At 52.5% G+C, this 17191-nt stretch carries 17 protein-coding genes and 2 tRNA genes; 10 read left to right on the top strand and 9 right to left on the bottom strand.

Features of this window, described 5'->3' with window-relative positions:
• Positions 1 to 18: 18 nt before the first annotated feature.
• The gene (locus EO763_RS19425; protein ID WP_161529937.1) at positions 19 to 636 is read right to left on the bottom strand and encodes a LysE family translocator; all 618 of its coding nucleotides are present in this window, start codon (positions 634 to 636) and stop codon (positions 19 to 21) included.
• Between the two features lie 251 nt (positions 637 to 887).
• Here EO763_RS19425 and EO763_RS19430 point away from each other — a divergent pair, with 251 nt between their 5' ends.
• The 3 genes from EO763_RS19430 to EO763_RS19435 are packed head-to-tail and all read left to right on the top strand — an operon-like array spanning position 888 to position 2956.
• Complete coding sequence (locus EO763_RS19430) at positions 888 to 1772, top strand: LysR substrate-binding domain-containing protein (RefSeq protein WP_161529938.1); 885 nt, start codon at positions 888 to 890, stop codon at positions 1770 to 1772.
• 18 nt (positions 1773 to 1790) lie between these two features.
• Positions 1791 to 2195 (top strand): MFS transporter, encoded by a 405-nt coding sequence (locus tag EO763_RS23690; RefSeq protein ID WP_244322022.1) that lies wholly within the window; start codon positions 1791 to 1793, stop codon positions 2193 to 2195.
• On the top strand, positions 2138 to 2956 hold the full coding sequence (locus EO763_RS19435) for an MFS transporter (RefSeq protein ID WP_244322023.1): 819 nt from the start codon (positions 2138 to 2140) through the stop codon (positions 2954 to 2956). Before EO763_RS23690 ends, EO763_RS19435 begins: the two co-directional genes overlap by 58 nt.
• 70 nt (positions 2957 to 3026) lie before the next feature.
• Here the strand turns inward: EO763_RS19435 and EO763_RS19440 are convergent, their stop codons facing one another.
• The 3 genes from EO763_RS19440 to EO763_RS19450 are packed head-to-tail and all read right to left on the bottom strand — an operon-like array spanning position 3027 to position 5641.
• Complete coding sequence (locus EO763_RS19440) at positions 3027 to 3845, bottom strand: ABC transporter ATP-binding protein (protein ID WP_161529939.1); 819 nt, start codon at positions 3843 to 3845, stop codon at positions 3027 to 3029.
• A complete protein-coding gene (locus EO763_RS19445) occupies positions 3842 to 4606 on the bottom strand; it encodes an ABC transporter permease (RefSeq protein WP_161529940.1) in 765 nt (254 codons plus the stop codon). The genes EO763_RS19440 and EO763_RS19445 overlap by 4 nt, the downstream gene beginning before the upstream one ends.
• Positions 4607 to 4621: 15 nt before the next feature.
• The gene (locus EO763_RS19450; RefSeq protein ID WP_161529941.1) at positions 4622 to 5641 is read right to left on the bottom strand and encodes an ABC transporter substrate-binding protein; all 1020 of its coding nucleotides are present in this window, start codon (positions 5639 to 5641) and stop codon (positions 4622 to 4624) included.
• Between the two features lie 337 nt (positions 5642 to 5978).
• Between EO763_RS19450 and EO763_RS19455 the strand changes: the two genes are divergently transcribed.
• The 3 genes from EO763_RS19455 (at position 5979) to EO763_RS19465 (ending at position 7194) form a co-directional block, all read left to right on the top strand.
• Positions 5979 to 6380: a hypothetical protein gene (locus EO763_RS19455; protein WP_244322024.1), complete on the top strand. Its 402-nt coding sequence runs from the start codon at positions 5979 to 5981 to the stop codon at positions 6378 to 6380.
• 279 nt (positions 6381 to 6659) lie between these two features.
• Complete coding sequence (locus EO763_RS19460) at positions 6660 to 6896, top strand: ParD-like family protein (protein WP_161529942.1); 237 nt, start codon at positions 6660 to 6662, stop codon at positions 6894 to 6896.
• On the top strand, positions 6865 to 7194 hold the full coding sequence (locus tag EO763_RS19465) for a type II toxin-antitoxin system RelE/ParE family toxin (RefSeq protein WP_161529943.1): 330 nt from the start codon (positions 6865 to 6867) through the stop codon (positions 7192 to 7194). Before EO763_RS19460 ends, EO763_RS19465 begins: the two co-directional genes overlap by 32 nt.
• Before the next feature lie 124 nt (positions 7195 to 7318).
• Here the strand turns inward: EO763_RS19465 and EO763_RS19470 are convergent, their stop codons facing one another.
• The gene (locus tag EO763_RS19470; RefSeq protein WP_161529944.1) at positions 7319 to 8014 is read right to left on the bottom strand and encodes a YjjG family noncanonical pyrimidine nucleotidase; all 696 of its coding nucleotides are present in this window, start codon (positions 8012 to 8014) and stop codon (positions 7319 to 7321) included.
• Positions 8011 to 9243 (bottom strand): MFS transporter, encoded by a 1233-nt coding sequence (locus EO763_RS19475; protein WP_161529945.1) that lies wholly within the window; start codon positions 9241 to 9243, stop codon positions 8011 to 8013. The genes EO763_RS19470 and EO763_RS19475 overlap by 4 nt, the downstream gene beginning before the upstream one ends.
• A 236-nt stretch (positions 9244 to 9479) precedes the next feature.
• On the opposite strand from EO763_RS19475, the gene EO763_RS19480 reads away from it, so the two are divergent.
• Positions 9480 to 10313, top strand: coding sequence for a hypothetical protein (locus EO763_RS19480; RefSeq protein ID WP_341874909.1), 834 nt, complete (start codon positions 9480 to 9482; stop codon positions 10311 to 10313).
• A gap of 82 nt (positions 10314 to 10395) precedes the next feature.
• On the opposite strand, the gene EO763_RS19485 is transcribed toward EO763_RS19480, so the two are convergent.
• The 3 genes from EO763_RS19485 to orn all read right to left on the bottom strand — a co-directional run bounded on the left by EO763_RS19485 (position 10396) and on the right by orn (position 11382).
• Positions 10396 to 10471: transfer RNA gene (locus EO763_RS19485), tRNA-Gly, on the bottom strand.
• 76 nt (positions 10472 to 10547) lie between these two features.
• Positions 10548 to 10623 (bottom strand) — tRNA-Gly (locus EO763_RS19490).
• 216 nt (positions 10624 to 10839) lie between these two features.
• Positions 10840 to 11382, bottom strand: a complete 543-nt coding sequence (gene orn / locus EO763_RS19495; RefSeq protein WP_010283124.1) for an oligoribonuclease — start codon at positions 11380 to 11382, stop codon at positions 10840 to 10842.
• Positions 11383 to 11565: 183 nt separating this feature from the next.
• Here orn and rsgA point away from each other — a divergent pair, with 183 nt between their 5' ends.
• The 3 genes from rsgA to mscM all read left to right on the top strand — a co-directional run bounded on the left by rsgA (position 11566) and on the right by mscM (position 17171).
• Complete coding sequence (gene rsgA, locus EO763_RS19500; RefSeq protein ID WP_039490643.1) at positions 11566 to 12615, top strand: small ribosomal subunit biogenesis GTPase RsgA; 1050 nt, start codon at positions 11566 to 11568, stop codon at positions 12613 to 12615.
• Between the two features lie 147 nt (positions 12616 to 12762).
• Positions 12763 to 13791, top strand: coding sequence for an archaetidylserine decarboxylase (asd, locus tag EO763_RS19505; RefSeq protein WP_161529946.1), 1029 nt, complete (start codon positions 12763 to 12765; stop codon positions 13789 to 13791).
• 56 nt (positions 13792 to 13847) lie between these two features.
• Positions 13848 to 17171 (top strand): miniconductance mechanosensitive channel MscM, encoded by a 3324-nt coding sequence (gene mscM, locus EO763_RS19510; RefSeq protein WP_161529947.1) that lies wholly within the window; start codon positions 13848 to 13850, stop codon positions 17169 to 17171.
• The last annotated feature ends 20 nt before the right edge of the window (positions 17172 to 17191 follow it).

A 17191-nucleotide genomic window follows, 5' to 3' on the forward strand; every position in this document is an offset into this window, starting at 1 on the left:
CCAATGAATCTCACCTCATCAGAGGGTAATTTTGGTCAATGCCAGAGACGCGCCTAACGCAATCAGGGCAACACCGATACCTTTATCGACCAAATGTTGACGATCGATCAGTCGGCGACGCATGGCCGGAGCAGCAAAAAACAGCGCAACAATACTGAACCAGACCCAGTGCGCCACCGACATGAATAGCCCATAGCCAAAATTATGGCTCATTGGGCTACCGGGCTGTACGATCTGAGTATAGGTGGCGACGACAAACAGCATGGTTTTTGGGTTAAGTGCATTGGTGAGAAAACCCATGCGAAACGCAGCAAGCGATGACAGTGCATTGCCGGACGCCTCTTCTAATTTTATTTTTGTATTATTTGTTAATGACTTACACCCCAGATAAATCAGATATGAGGCTCCCAGAACCTTCATCGCCATAAATATTATCGGAGAGTTAACAATAAATACCGCGATGCCAAAAACGGTATACATCACATGGATCTGGACGCCGCAGGCAATGCCAAACGCGCTGAATAAACCAGCACGCGAACCAAAGGCATAGCTGTTGCGGGTCACCATAGCAAAATCAGGCCCCGGACTGATCACCGCCAAAATAGTGATCGTCGCGACGGCAATTAACTCATTCATTAACGTTTTCCTTGTTCGGCAAGCCATCACTTTCACGATGATTTTGCACAGATAGGTAACAGACAGGCTAAAAGAGGAATGCAAAAATTACTGACGCAATACGACTAGCAAAGGTGCGTCCCCCACGATATTTCCTCATTATTTAGGCTATTAGGCTTTTTCTCACCTGAGGAAAGTGTGATTATTCAGCGTTTGCATGTGGCAAAAAAGCGATTTATCTTGGTATAAATCCGTCAAATTTCATCGTGTATATGAAAATTCCTTCGTTAGCCTCTTTTCGCTTCTTTGAAGCGGCCGCACAAACCGGTAGCTTTGTTAAAGCCGCCGAGTCCCTGCATGTCACGCATGGTGCCGTCAGCAGGCAGATCAGATTGCTGGAAGAGGCGCTGGGGGTTGAGCTATTTGAACGACGCAACCGAGCGATCTTTTTAAACGCAGCGGGCCGTTCTTTGCATACGGTCACGCAGTCCGTTTTTGAACAGCTTGAAGGCGCAGTTTATCGGCTACAGCAAAGTGCACAGGATGACGTGCTGACGCTGTCATGCGAGCCTACGATTGCCATGAAATGGCTGATTCCACGGCTACCGGCGTTTAATCAGGCGCATCCCGATATCAAACTTCATCTGGTGGCTGCGGGTGGGCCGATTGATTTTGTGCGTAGCGGCGTTGACCTCGCGCTACGGCGTGACGATTTTCACTGGGAGCCGCAAACGCATGCGGTAAAGGTGTGTGACGAATGGATGGGGCCAGTAAGCCGTGACAAAACCGAGCGCACAAACAGTCTGGAAGGGATGCATTTGCTCTATACCGGAACGCGACCGAAAGCGTGGGCAACCTGGCAACGGCAGATGCATGTGTCACTCAAAGGCAGCACCAGAGCGGACTATGAGCACTTTTATCTGTGTATTCAGGCCGCCGTCTCGGGATTAGGCATCGCAATGGCGTCTTTCCTGATGGTGCAAGACGAGATGGCAAACGGGCAACTGCATGCACCGTATGGATTTGCGCGGGATGGGTCTGCGTATTATCTGTTATCGCCCATCCCCCTTGAGCAAAATGAAAAGTATGTACGATTTCATACCTGGCTAATGCAGGAAGTGTCCACCGGCCTTTCCGAGGTCGAAAATGCTTGTTAAACCCGCACAGGAAGTACAATGACAGCACATGCCCGTGAATCCAATTTCACGACACTGAACATGATTATCGCCGCCTCACTCGTGGGGTTGGTGACAGGGTACACGCTACCGCTGATCAGCCTGAAACTGGCAGAGCACGGACACAGCACGGCGACGCTCGGTATTCTGGCGGCCCTTCCGGCGGCGGGGATGATGCTATCCTCATTCGTTACGCCGTGGCTCAGCCGCCGCCTGCACGCTAGCTATCTGTTATCCGGCAGCCTGATTATTCTGGCGACCTCAACCGTGGCTTCATTCCTGCTGTCACACCCTATCTCGCTCATTTTACCACGCCTGTTAACCGGGCTGGCCTCGGGGTTTTGGTGGTGCTGGGAGAAACCTGGGTTACCAGTCGGGCTTCAGACAAACACAAAGCGACGCTGACGGGGCTGTATGCCGCCGTTTTCACAGGATGTCAGTTGATAGGGCCGCTGCTTATTGCCGCTGGTGAGTCGATGCAAACCTATGCGCTATGGCTGATTTGCGCAATATCCGGCGCGTGTGCGTTCATGCTGAGGAACTGCGCCAGTATGGTTCAGGCAGATGAATCGTCTTCAGCGTCTTATCGGGATCTTATCCCTTTTCTCCCGGCAATCGCCTCTGGCGTGCTCTGCTTCTCCTTCTTCGATGCCAGTATCCTTTCACTCTTTCCGCTTTACGGCATGGAACAGGGCTTAGACGAAAAATCTGCGATCTTACTGGTCACACTCATTTTTCTGGGCGATGCCGTATTTCAGACGCCGATTGGCTGGCTGGCAGACAAATGCGGCATCATCAAAATCCATATCAGCTGCGGCATCCTGTTTTGTGTGATGCTGGTATTGATCACCTTCTCATTTTCCTCCCCTGCACTTCTGGTTCCCGTCTGTATCGTTCTGGGCGCAGCGGCAGGCGGACTTTACACGCTGTCTCTGGTGCGGGCGGGTCAGAAATTTGCTGGTCAGCGGCTAATTGTGATGAATTCACTTCTGGGGCTGGTGTGGTCTGCGGGCAGTATCAGCGGGCCGCTGTTCTCTGGTGCAGCCATCACGTTTTACGGTTACGACGGCCTCATCATCACCTTGCTGCTAACCGGTGTGCTGTTTGTCGGTATGCAGGGCGTATTAAGAAAAGAGAGCGTATCGCGTTCGCTGGGTGAAGAGTGAATGTAGTCATCAGGCTCACCAAGCCAGCTACGGCTTGGTGAGCCTGAAATAGATACGACAGATGGGCTGCTTATGCAGCCATTTCGCGTTTGAATACCTCCAGCGTGTGCGCCTTGACGCGAATAAACTCAGGATCGCTCATCGCCTCCGCACCACGTGGACGCGCTAAATCAAACGGAACAATCTCCGACACCGTCGTTGGCCGACGCGTCAGCAGCAGGATTTCATCCGCCAGAAACACCGCATCTTCTAAATCATGTGACACGATGACCATCGTCACACCAGTCGCCAACTGAACCTCTTGCAGCTTGTCGCGGATGAACAGCGTCATTTCAAAATCCAGCGCGGAGAACGGCTCATCCAAAAACATCACCTCCGGCCCCGTCGCCAGCGCCCGCATGATACAGACCGTCTGCTGCTGTCCACCTGAAAGCTCATACGGATAACGCTGAAGATCGAAGCGAATATCAAACATCGCGATCAGTTCATCCATCCGTGCCTGAACGTCTTGCTTGCGCATTCCACTGCGCACCAGCGGATAAGCAATATTCTTCCAGGCGCTCATCCAAGGAAAAAGCGCATCACGATAGTTTTGAAACACATACCCAATTCTGGTTTCTGACAACGTTTTGCCATCAAACAGGATATCGCCGCTATCGACGGGAATCAGCCCGGCAATCATGTTCATCAGCGTCGATTTACCACAGCCATTCGGCCCGAAAATAGACACGATCTTGCCACGCGGTAAATCCAGATTCAGATCGGTATAGAGCGGCTGACCCGCAAACGACTTGTTCAAGCCGCGAATGGTAACGTGGGTGTTTGGTGCCGGATAAGGCGGCAACGCGGTATCCGGTTTTTCCACTTGTGCGGTACGAGGTGTCATCATGCTTTGCCACTCCAGTGAACAATTCGTTTTTCTACCAACAAAAACAATACGTTAAGCAGATACCCCAGTGCACCCGTAATCAGGATAGAGGCATACATATCCCGAATATTGAACACCTGCTGCGCATCAATGATGCGGTGCCCCAACCCCGTTTCCGAACCAATAAACATCTCCGCGACAATCACGATCACCAACGCCATCGACACACCGGTGCGCAGGCCGACAAAGGTTTGCGCCAGACTTTCCAGCAGCATGATGTCTTTAAAAATATGCCAGCGGGAAATCCCCATGACCTGCGCCGCCATCAGACGGGTTTTCTTTGCATTCATCACGCCATAGGCGCTGTTGAACAGAATCACTAGCACAGCTGCAAAAGCCGAAATGGCAATCTTATTCGCGTCGGTTATGCCAAAAATCAGCAAAAACAACGGAATCAGGGCTGATGACGGCGTAGAGCGGAAGAAGTCGATCAGAAACTCCAGACTACGGTAGATCTTTTCATTACTGCCCAGAATAACGCCGAGCGGCACGCCAATCAGTGCGGCAAGACCAAATGCGGCGAGCGTACGGTATAGCGTCGCGCCGATATCCGTCCGCATGCTGGCATCCGCGAAAGACTGAAACATATAGCTCAACGTTTCGACCGGCGAGGGTAATAAAATGGGATTCAGCCATTTCGCGCTGACAGCCAATTGCCAAAAGAGAAACAGCAAAATCGGGCCGACAGCGGGTAATAATTTAGACGTCCAATGCTGGCGCATAATCGAGCTCCTCCCTTAAGGCTGATAAATCAGGCTGCTGACATCTACCGGCTGCCGGAAGATTTTTCTTTCGGTGAACACGTCATAAAACTTCTGGAACCACGCCAGGTTGTCGCCTTTTAGCTCGTCGTACATGACAAATCCCGGCAAAGGCACCGCTTTACTCAGTTCGGCCTCAATGCTGGTGTAACCCGTGATGTGCTCGCGAGCGGCCTCTGGGTTCTGCTGAATAAACTGCACCGATTTGGCATAGGCCTGCGTGAAGCGTTTGGCATCCGCCGCACGACTTTCGATAAAACCGTTATTTAACGCCGCTGCACCACCAAACCACGGCGCATCGGAGTTACCCAGCACATAGCGTGAGATCACGCCCGTTTCCAAGGTCCGCGACAGCCCTTTCAGCCGCCCCACCGTTCCCGTCGGTTCCAGCGTATAAACGCCGTCAATCTGACCAGCGGCCAGCGCAGCCACGTGTTGCCCGACTGGCAATTCCGTCACGCGCAGCTCGTCCGCCGTAAAGCCATTTTTCTCCAGAATGATTTTGGTCATCACCACATTCTGAATACCCGGCCCACAGGCGATACGTTTGCCTTTCAGCTCCGCGATACTTTTTACGTCGCTGTTTAACGGCACCAGAAATTCATCTAATACCATCTGATGATTAGAAGGATTCGAGCAAATGATCTTGAACAGGCCGGGTGAGGTAATCGCCCCTAATCCCAATGCGCCAGTGGCCGTACCGTTGGCGCATCCGTGTATACGGCCCGTGATCATCCCCTCGACAATCTGTTGCGGGCTGGCGAATTTCACCGCTCGCACATTCAACCCTGCCTCTTTGAAAAAGCCCCGCTCAACGCCCACATATAAAGGCAAACCGCCCACAATCGGCCAGTAACCAATGCGGATTTCTTCACCTTCGGCAGCAAAAGCCATTCCCGGCAGCAAGCTGCTTAGCGTCAACGCACTCGCGCTAATCGCTGACCATTGCATTAACTGCCTGCGTTTACGATCGATCTTGTCATTGTTATTTTTCATTGTATTCCCCCTTCAACGGTGAGCTAACAACAGCCGATAACCACCAGCCTGAAAAAACCGATCAGGTCGATTGCCTGAGTCGCCCCATCTTGTACACAAGATGGTATGTAAGACTAAGCACAGGCCGTGCCATGTTTATCGGCGCCGTAAAACCCCAGCAAATACGCTGTTCCGGCAGCGTTAGCGCACCAAAAAAAAGCAAAACGTTACAAAAATGCATTGCGAGTGATGCAGAGTGACGAGCCGTCAGTACATCGTCTTCTTGCTGAAGCAGACAAATGTGGCATCATAAAAAACCACATCAGAGGCGATATTCTTTTCTACGTTAGGGACCGCCATGCCAATCATACACACGGATGTTTTATCCATCGATTTCCCCCCGAGTTTCACTTCCGTTGAGCAAATCGGCCAGGGGGCGCTGGACGATGATGCATACGACGATGCGTTATCCCATCTCGGCTTCGCACAATATTACGCCTGGCAGTTACGGCAACTGGGCGCATTCAATCTGTTGCCTGATAGTAAAGTGACTAAAGAGCAACTCGCCTGGATGATCGAAAAGGACATACTGCCATCGAACTTTCCGCTTGATGCCCGATTGCCCGAGTATCAGGGGATTGCCCGAGTCAACGGTTGTGGCTTCAGCCAGCATGAATTACCAGAGTTGCAGGCAGCACAGACGTTAGGCGGTGAAGCACAGGACTGGCTGGTGCTGTTTCAGGTCTGTCTGGATGGATAATTTCAGTGGGATGACCGCACGCTGAATTTCATCATTCATCGTACCGACCTCGCAGCCCAACGCTTCAACTGGGTATTCATGGCCTGCGATTACTGAGGGTGTATTTCGTGAAAACGATCGCAAAGGCAAGGCATAACCATTTTGAGGGCTGCCGCAAGAAAAAAGATTGCACATTGCGACAATTTGTCGCAATGTGAGATCCGTAGTACGTCGAAAGGTGACGTATCATTGAAACCACCACTAAAAGGCTGTGGTGACTACATCATGGAGTACCGAAATATGGCAACAAGCATCCGCCTAGATGATGATTTTGTCGAAGAAGTGAAAGTACATGCAGAAGCAATGAGCCGAAGCGTGCCAAAGCAAATAGAGTACTGGGCTAAAATTGGCCGTATTGCTGAGGATAACCCTGAATTACCTTTTTCCTTTATCAACGAAATCCTGCTGGCGAAATCAGAAATCGACAATGGAAGAATGACAAAGTATGTGCGCAAAAGAGACCGGGGAAAATCTTGAGATATATCAGTCACGCCGTTTTGAGAAGAAATTTGCCTCTCTGACAGAACAAGAACAGAAAACCGTCGATGAACAGATTGAACTTATCATTGACGAACCTGAGATTGGGGAGCGCAAAAAGGGTGATCTGAATTATCTTTGGGTACATAAATTTTATATGAGTAACCAGCAATATCTCCTGAGTTATAGCTGGGTTGACGCTAAACTTGAAATATATTTATTGAGCCTCGGTTCACATGAAAATTTCTATGATGACCAAAAGCGACATAGAAAAGCTGACCTGAAGCTAATTAAATAACCAGTATCAGCTGTTCCTTTTATCTTAAGCGGTTTTATTATTCAGGAAACGGCTAAGTAGAGTACGACGACAACCCACAGCGTGCTACCCGTGGTGATTGTCGTCGATGTTGCGTGGTACAGACTTAAGACCTGGCGCTGATCTGCGTGAAGACCTCTTGTAGAGTTGCAGCCTCATAGGTTGGAGCGATGTCCGAATCGTTGGCGGCTCCGCCTGCATTGAACCAGCAGCTGTCTATGCCGTACAGGCTCGCCCCAAGAATATCGGCATCGAGCCTGTCGCCCACAATGACCGCCTCGGCTTTTTTGAACGAGCTGAATTTGCTGGCGGAGAACTCAAAGAAACGCGCATCCGGCTTGGCGAAGCCGCAAGCCTCAGAGGTGGCGACAAACGAGAGCCAGTCCGCCAGCCCCGAGTTCGCCACTCGTTTCGACTGCACATACTCAATACCGTTGGTAATAATGCCAACTTCGCCGATCTCGGCAAGCGCTTCACAGATCTGAACCGCCCCATCCACCAACACCACGGTCTCAGGCAAGCATTCCAGATAGAGATTGCTCGCTTTGTGGGGATCGATGTCGATGCTATGAAGGGAGAAAGTGCGACGAAATCGTTCTACTTTCAGTAGATCTTTGGTGATTTCCCCTTTCTCAAACTCGCTCCATAGCTGAGAGTTCTCGCGCTGATAATCTGCGAACAAGGTCGTATTTTCAATATCGACACCAAGGTTCGTCAGCGTACGCGCGAACGAAAGACGCTCGGAGGCTTTGAAGTCCAACAGCGTGTCGTCAAGGTCAAACAGGAAGTGGCGGTATTTCATAAATGTTGGTTACTCTGCATCAAGGAATCGTTTCTGACAGGGACGGACTGCGCTGGCTTAGCTGCTGTCAGCGCGCGGTTAACCCCCAGAAGCACGACGAGGAATGATAGCGTCAATAGCCCGATCATCACCCACGGAAATACGCCCGGGCCTGCGCTGCTGAGGAGCAATCCTCCGATGACACCTCCTGAGGCCACCGCGGTGTTCCACGATGTGGTCGACATCGATTGTGCGACGTCCACGGCATCAGAGGAAAGGTGAGTCATTGCCGTTTGCGTGACGACGGAGAATCCCCCAAAGGAGATGCCCCACATAAAGACTGCCAGAATCAGAATGACCTGTACATCGGACCAAAAGCCCAGAAGGAGCGTCGCAGCGGCAAATAATAACACCTCAGCAGGGCCGAGACGCTTGAGATTCCCATCAACGATAATGCCTGACAGTACGAGGCCAAACACCGCCCCCGCGCCGAAAATGAACAGCACGCCGTTGAGCCAGTCACCCATGGCAGAAGCCACAAGGAAAGGCTCGATGTAAATATACAGAATGTTGTGCGTGACGATGTAGGTGAGGATCAACGCAAGCGTCGCCCCGACACCACGCTTGGCAGCGACCTGAGGCAGCGATAACCGTTTATCGGCTGATTCACCTGGGAAATCGGGAGCAAAGAGCGCGATCCAGACGACAAGGAGCACCGCGATAGCCGACACGAGCCCAAAGGCGCCCTGCCAACCAATCGCTGAGCCGAGAAGGCCGCCAATGGGTACGCCGAGGACCAGCGCTGCCGTAGAGCCCGCACCGACAATCGCGATTGCGCGCCCGAGTAACCACCTGGGAACCATGCGGGATGCGTATCCGGCCAGCATCGACCAGACCACACCACCGAACAGACCAGCGACAAAGCGGGCAGCCAGTGATAAAACGTAGTTGTCTGAAACGGCGGTCACTGCATTAACAACGGCAAATCCGCTGATCGCGACGAGCAACAGGGGCTTGCGTCGCAGTCCTCGCGTCAGCGCTGTCGCGGGGATCGCAGATAAAAGCGCTCCCAGAGCAAACGCCGTGATGAACTGGCCAGCCAGACTTTCGGATACATCAAGGCCCGTCGCGATCGAACTGAGGAGCCCTGCTGGCATGATCTCAGTGAGTAAGGTCAGAAACGCGGCTGTCGCAAGCGCGAGCAGCTTTAACACGGGGAGAGACGGGGTTTGGATTCGATTTGCACTCAAAATAATTATTTACCTGTAACGCTGGCCTATAGTCACACCTGAACGTAGTAACACACTGAATTTGGCCACCTGAATAGCGATGATATCATCACATCCTTATACAACAGGTAACATAATGTTCGACACGGGCTGGCATCAACGTATCCGCAGAACGCATTCTGAAATAATATGCCAATGACGTTGTTCAGCATAAAAAGAGATAAGTAAGCGAAGCACGCTACACATAAAATGGAATAATGATGCAATTACCAAACTGGGATGAGTTTTCTGATTTTTTTGCGGCTCAAGATGATGAGCCAGCCTGTGCAAGACGCAGAGCATTTTTGGAACAGCACGGGGAATACTGGCAGGTAGAGTCCGAGCTCAATGACTATCAGTCAACGTTTATGAGCGTCTACGGTATTCATATCGATTGGAAAGAAGGTATTTTCAGCCTGTTGGAGGAACTCTCGCAGATACTGGGTGAAAGGGTTTTCTCCGCTAAGCTCGACTATGACAGTGACATCGAAACCGCAACAATAGACTTCTCTGGCGGTCAGCATGTGTTTCGTCATTATTCAATAGGCAGTGCTGGGTACAGTACAGAATTTGCTCGGATTGAGCATCTGCTACTTCTTGGCGGATATGCCCTGCGTGTACACAGGGAAAGCATGTTGAGCGATACCTTGTCTTTCTTGCTCATGCCCTTAAGCAAGTGGCAACGCGCCGAGCAGCAGTACGGTGCAGAATCAACCTCAACACACTTCACTTCGTATGAAAGCCTGTCTCTCGCACTTGACGATGAAGAACCGACAACCAGAGATACCCGAGTCAATCACCAAACATCACCCTATTCTCCGGAGCCTGACCTTCTTAGCGTCTGGATGATCCGCGCCTTTCTTTGGTGTGCACTTCCCGTGTTAACTATGTTCATAATTTATGTTTTGTGGGGTGTACTGACGAGAACAGAGCCGCTCCCCACGCCTCAACCTGAGGGTTGTGGAAACGTAGAAAAAATGCACTCGAACTTACGCCCTGAAGTAGCAGAACAGCTACAAGCCAACATGCGAAAAAGTTTAGGATGTAAATGATGTGGTTCGAAATAGGAACACGATATTCACAACAAAATTAAGCGTTTTGATTAGAAATTAATTAGAAGAGGTAACGAAAGATTGGAGCGGGAAACGAGACTCGAACTCGCGACCCCGACCTTGGCAAGGTCGTGCTCTACCAACTGAGCTATTCCCGCATATCACACAGACACTAACAGGCGTTACGTCTGATTACTGCACACTGCCTGTATGGTGACAAACAGTGATAAAACTTGGAGCGGGAAACGAGACTCGAACTCGCGACCCCGACCTTGGCAAGGTCGTGCTCTACCAACTGAGCTATTCCCGCCCGGGAAATCTTTACACGATGTTGACGTTATTTAATTGAAATTCTTCATCGGTATGGGGTGCGCATTATACGAGAAATCCGTTTAACCGCAAGCCCCCAAAAATGAAAAATTGTCTGATTGCTGATAAAAAAAACAATGCGCTGACAAAACAGGCGTTATGGCGTAAATAGCAGCAGATCGCTGGACATCACGCCCTACCCGTTTTGCGTCGCCGACTACAGTCGCAGAAAGTTCTCACGGTAATAGGCCAGTTCCGCCAGTGATTCGCGAATATCGTCCATCGCCTGATGCGTACCTTGCTTCTTAAAACCCGTCAGGATTTCTGGCTTCCAGCGTCGCGCCAGTTCTTTGAGCGTGCTGACATCCAGATAGCGATAGTGGAAGTAAGCTTCCAGCTCTGGCATATAGCGGAACAGGAAGCGGCGATCCTGACCGATGCTGTTGCCACAGATCGGCGATTTACCCGCCGGTACCCATTTTTGTAGAAACGCCAACGTTTCCAGCTCAGCAGCGCGTTCATCTGTCGTGCTGGCTTTGACGCGATCCGTCAGGCCGCTGGCACCGTGCGTACGCACATTCCAGTCATCCATCAGTGCCAACTGGCTATCTGACTGGTGCACCGCCATTACCGGTCCTTCGGCCAACACATTCAAGTTTGCATCCGTCACCAGCGTTGCGATCTCAATGATGCGATCGTGATCCGGGTTCAGACCGGTCATTTCGAGATCGATCCAGATCAGGTTATTTTCATCTACCATCGTGGGAATTCCTGTTGCATTGTGCCCTGTCGTCGAGGCAAGGATACCAGTATCAATCTCAATGCTGATACCGATAAGGTGGTATCAGTTAATTAAAATCAAATAGGGTGTATTATAGTCTGTTCAAACGCGGCGAGCGATAACCCGCTGTCGTGAACGATAAATCGTCTTAAGTGAGGCTCAGTGAGCAAAAAAAAACTGTCGAAAGGTCAGCAGCGTCGGGTTAGCGCAAACCACCAGCGTCGCCTGAAAAAAACGGAAAGCAAAGTCGAATGGGAAGATAGCCAACTGGGCGATGCGCAGGAAGGTATTATCATCAGCCGATTCGGTATGCACGCCGATGTCGAAGCCACCGATGGCGTGGTGCGCCGCTGCAACATTCGTCGGACCATTTCATCGCTGGTCACGGGCGACCGCGTCGTCTGGCGACCCGGCCATGAATCACTCGCTGGCATCAGCGGGATCGTGGAAGCCGTTCACCCTCGCCATTCCGTCCTGACCCGCCCCGACTATTACGATGGCATTAAACCGATCGCCGCCAATATCGATCAGATCGTGATCGTCTCAGCGATCTTGCCTGAGCTGTCGCTGAACATTATCGATCGCTATCTGGTCGCCTGCGAAACGCTGGAAATAGACCCGCTGATCGTGCTGAACAAAATTGACCTGCTGGATGACAAATCCCGCCAGTTTGTTGATAAACAAATGGATATCTACCGCGCCCTCGACTATCGCGTGCTGATGGTTTCCAGCCATACTCAACAGGGTATCCCTGAACTGGAGCAGGCACTCACTGACCGTATCAGTATTTTCGCCGGACAGTCAGGTGTCGGGAAATCCAGCCTGCTTAATGCGCTGCTCGCACTGGGTGAAGAACGCATTCTGGTGAATGAGGTTTCTGATAACTCAGGATTGGGGCAACACACCACCACCGCCTCTCGGCTTTATCACTTCCCGCACGGCGGCGACGTGATCGACTCACCGGGCGTGCGGGAATTTGGTCTGTGGCATCTGGAGCCTGAACAAGTGACGAGTGGTTTCATTGAGTTACGTAAACACATCGGCTCGTGTAAGTTCCGCGACTGTAAACATGAAAACGATCCAGGCTGCGCGATCAATGCCGCACTTGCGCGCGGAGAGATTGCCACAGAGCGCTTTGATAACTATCACCGAATTCTGGAGAGCATGGCGCAAGTAAAAACGCGTAAAGGCTTTTCGGATACAGATAACTGACATTTATCATAACCGTCGCTACAATGCGCCCCCTTTGAGGATAAGTGAATCGGCTTATTCTCTCTGGGCTACCGCTGACAGCGCTAAGCTAAGCGTGTTCCCCAGAAAGCTTGTTTTATGGCGCACTATTAATCCAAGAGGCTCACCGTGCTGGATAATATCAAAATCAAATTACAGTATTGGCTTCCCAAGATCTGGCTGACCCGTTTAGCGGGCTGGGGAGCAAATAAGCGAGCAGGAAAACTCACTAAGCTGGTGATCGATCTGTTTGTTCGCCAATACAACGTCAACATGCAGGAGGCGCAGCAGCCGGATACCGCCGCCTACCGCACGTTTAACGAATTTTTCGTTCGCCCTCTACGCCCAGGCATTCGCCCTGTCGATCCTCATGCGCACCGTCTGGTACAGCCTGCTGACGGCGTGCTGTCACAGTTTGGCCCCATTACCGACGGCAAGCTGATTCAGGCAAAGAATCACGACTACACGCTGGAAGCGCTGCTGGCTGGCAACTATATGATGGCGGATCTGTTTCGTGACGGTCTGTTTGCCACCATTTATCTGTCGCCGCGTGATTATCACCGCCTCCACATGCCGTGCGACGGCGTGCTGCGCGAGATGATTTATGTGCCGGGTGACCTGTTCTCCGTCAATCTGCTGACGGCCGATAACGTGCCGAATCTGTTTGCACGTAACGAACGCATCATTTGTCTGTTTGATACTGAATTCGGCCCAGTGGCACAGATTTTGGTCGGTGCGACCATTGTTGGCAGCATCGAAACCGTGTGGTCAGGCGTGGTGACGCCACCGCGTGAAGGCATCATCAAGCGTTGGACTTACCCACAGGCGGGTGAAGAAGGTGCAGTCGTGCTGGCGAAAGGCGAGGAAATGGGTCGCTTCAAGCTGGGCTCAACCGTGATTAACCTGTTTGCCGCAGGCAATAATCTCCAGTTTGCCGCACACCTGAATACCCTAAGCGTGACGCGTATGGGCGAACCGTTTGCCGAAGTCCGTCAGGATGAGCAAGCGCCTGTTGTTTTCCCGGAAGGAACCGAACTGGCAGCAAACGACGCCGTACCATCGCCTGTCGCCGCACCGTCTGAACCAGTTCAGACTGAAGGACAAAATACTGCGGCTGACGCCTCCGGCCAGACGGGTCACAAACCCGACGCGCCGTAAATAACGTCCGACTTTCGTCGCTTGTAAGAGTGTTGTTTGTAATAAAGGTAGCTAACGTGCGTCTGATTCTGACTTTTCTTTTGGGATGTTTATTATCAACGGCTACGTTGGCTGCCACTGCGCCCAATGAAGCGCAGTTACGCCAGCAGCTACAGCAGGCGGAAGCCAACAAAGGTGCAGCCGATCAGGCGAAAGTCGTTGAGGAATATCAGGCTGCACTGAACACCCTACAGGATCGCAAAGAGTCACTGGAGCGCGCCACACAGTATCAGCGCGTTATTGATGATTTTCCCAAGCTGGTTCAAGAGCTGCGTCGTCAGCTCAATGCCGAAGACGGCAAACCGTCGTCTATTTCAGAAAGTCTCTCCAGCAACGATCTCGAACAGCAGCTACTGCAAACCAGCAGCCAGCTGTTGGAACAGGCCCGCCAGCTCCAACAGGAACAGGATCGGCTGCGTGAAATCAGTGATTCACTGAGCCAGCTTCCGCAGCAGCAAACTGAAGCCAGCCGCATGCAAAGCGATGCGGAACGCCGTATTCAATCTCTCGGTACGCCCGCTACCCCGCTGGGGCAAGCGCAGCTCACAGCACTTCAGGCCGAATCCGCCCTGCGCAAAAGCCGGGTAGACGAACTGGAACTGGCACAGCTGTCAGCCAGCAATCGTCAGGAGCTGTCCCGGCTACGCGTCGAACTGTATAAAAAGCGTCACGACAGGCTGGATCTGCTGCAACAGGATTTACGCAGCAGACTCAACAATATGCGCCAGCGCGAAGCCGAACAGGCATTAGAGCGCACAGAGCTGCTCGCGGAACAAAGTGGCGATTTACCCAGCGTCATTAGCAAGCAGCTACAGGTTAACCGCGAGCTCTCCGTCGCGCTGAACCAACAAGCACAGCGGATGGATCTTATCGCCTCTCAGCAGCGTCAGGCGGCCACGCACACCATTCAGGTTCGTCAGGCGCTGAGCACCATTCGCGAACAGGCACAGTGGCTCGGCGTCTCACCGATATTGGGTGAAACGTTACGGGCACAGATCGCCCGCCTGCCGGAAATGCCCAAGCCTCAGTTGCTGGATAGCGACATGGCGCAGCTGCGCGTACAGCGGCTGCACTTTGAAGACCTGATCAACAAACCGCAAGATCTTGATAATGCCAAGCAGGATAACGGCGATCCGCTGACTAGCGCACAGCAGCGTATTCTGGCCGATCAGATGCGAACCCAGCGCGACCTGCTGACGTCACTGATCTCTGGCTGTGATTCACAGATACTCGAACTGACCAAACTCAAAGTCGCTAATAACCAGTTGGCGGATGCGCTAACCGAAACACGGGAAGCAGCCCATCGCGACCTGTTCTGGGTGGCGGATGTCGATCCCGTAACGTTCGCCTATCCGCTCAAACTGGTACAGGATCTGACGCGTCTGCTGTCACTGGATACGCTGACGCAGCTGGGTAGCGCGCTGGTCATGATGGTGACCAGTCAGGAAACCGTGCTGCCGCTGCTGGGCGCACTGCTGCTGGTTGGCTTCAGTATCAGCTCACGTCGTCACTATCATGCGTTTATGGAGCGCGCCAGCAGCCGCGTCGGTAAAGTCACACTCGATCATTTTATGCTGACGCTGCGCACCGTGTTCTGGTCCATCCTTACCGCCCTGCCGCTGCCGGTGCTCTGGGCCGCGTTGGGATACGGGCTGCAAAACGCCTGGCCTTACCCGATGGCCGTCGCCATCGGCGATAGCGTAACCGCCACCGTGCCGTTGATGTGGCTGGTGATGATCAGCGCCTCATTCTCGCATCCGCAGGGGCTGTTCATTGTCCACTTCCGCTGGTCGCCGGAGCGCGTCGCCAGAGCGATGCGCTACTATCGTCTCTCCATCGCCTTTATCGTGCCGCTGATTATGGCGCTGATTACTTTCGATAAGCTCAACGATCGCGAGTTCTCTAGCACACTCGGTCGGCTTTGTTTCATCCTGCTCTGTATGGCGTTGAGTTTGGTCACAACCGGATTAAAACGCGCGGGTATCCCGCTGTATCTGGATAAAGAAGGCTCGGGGGAAAACTCCGTTAACCGTGCGATGTGGAACATCCTGATCGCCATGCCGCTCGTTGCCGCGCTGGCCTCCTGCATCGGCTATCTGGCGACCGCACAGGCGCTGTTAGCCCGTCTGGAAACCTCCGTCTCTATCTGGTTCTTCCTGCTGGTGGTTTACCACATTATTCGCCGTTGGATGTTAATTCAGCGCCGCCGCATCGCCTTCGACCGCGCCAAACAGCGACGTTCGGAAATTCTGGCGCAGCGTGCCAAAGGTGAAGAAGACACGCCGTCTGCGTCATCCCATGAAAGCAGTTCGGAAGCGGTGGAAGAACCCGTTGTCGATCTGGACGCCATCAGCGCCAAATCCTTGCAACTGGTGCGTTCCATCCTGACGCTGATCGCACTGGTTTCCGTTATCGCGCTGTGGTCGGAAATTCATTCCGCCTTCGCGTTCATGGAAAATATCAGCCTGTGGGATGTCTCCAGCACGGTCAAGGGCGTGGAAAGCGTGCAGGCGATTACGCTGGGATCGGTGCTGATCGCGATTCTGATCTTCATTATTACCGCGCAGCTGGTACGTAATCTGCCCGCCCTGCTGGAGCTGGCTATCCTACAACATCTGGATCTGTCGCCAGGCAGCGGCTACGCCATTACCACCATCAGCAAATATATTCTGATGCTGATCGGCTGTCTGATGGGGTTCTCGTTGATCGGGATCGAATGGTCGAAGCTGCAATGGCTGGTTGCCGCACTGGGTGTAGGGCTCGGGTTCGGTTTACAGGAGATCTTCGCCAACTTTATCTCCGGCCTGATCATCCTGTTCGAGAAACCGATCCGTATCGGCGATACGGTCACGATCCGCGACCTCACGGGTAGCGTCATGCGGATTAACACCCGTGCCACCACGATTTCCGACTGGGATCGCAAAGAGATCATCGTGCCGAACAAGGCATTCATCACCGAGCAGTTTATCAACTGGTCGCTGTCGGATTCGGTCACGCGTGTGGTGATGACGGTGCCTGCTCCCGCGAACGCGAACAGCCAGGAAGTCACAGAACTGTTGATGGATGCAGTGAAGCGCTGTTCGCTGATTCTGGATACGCCAGAGCCCGAAGCCTTCCTCGTTGACCTGCAACAGGGCATCCAGATTTTCGAGCTGCGCGTGTTCGCCGCCGAAATGGGGCACCGTATGCCGCTGCGCCACGAACTGCATCAGCTAATTCTGGAAAACTACCGCAAACACAATCTGGAGCTTCCTTTCCCACCGTTCCAGGTGAAAATGGACAATCTGTCGCGCAGTGGAAAAACGCTGACGCCACGGCAGCGGACGCCGGGCAGCTTATAAAAAGGGAAAACGGGCGGTGG

The sequence above is a fragment of the Pectobacterium odoriferum genome (genome assembly GCF_009931295.1).
Lineage (GTDB): Bacteria > Pseudomonadota > Gammaproteobacteria > Enterobacterales > Enterobacteriaceae > Pectobacterium > Pectobacterium odoriferum.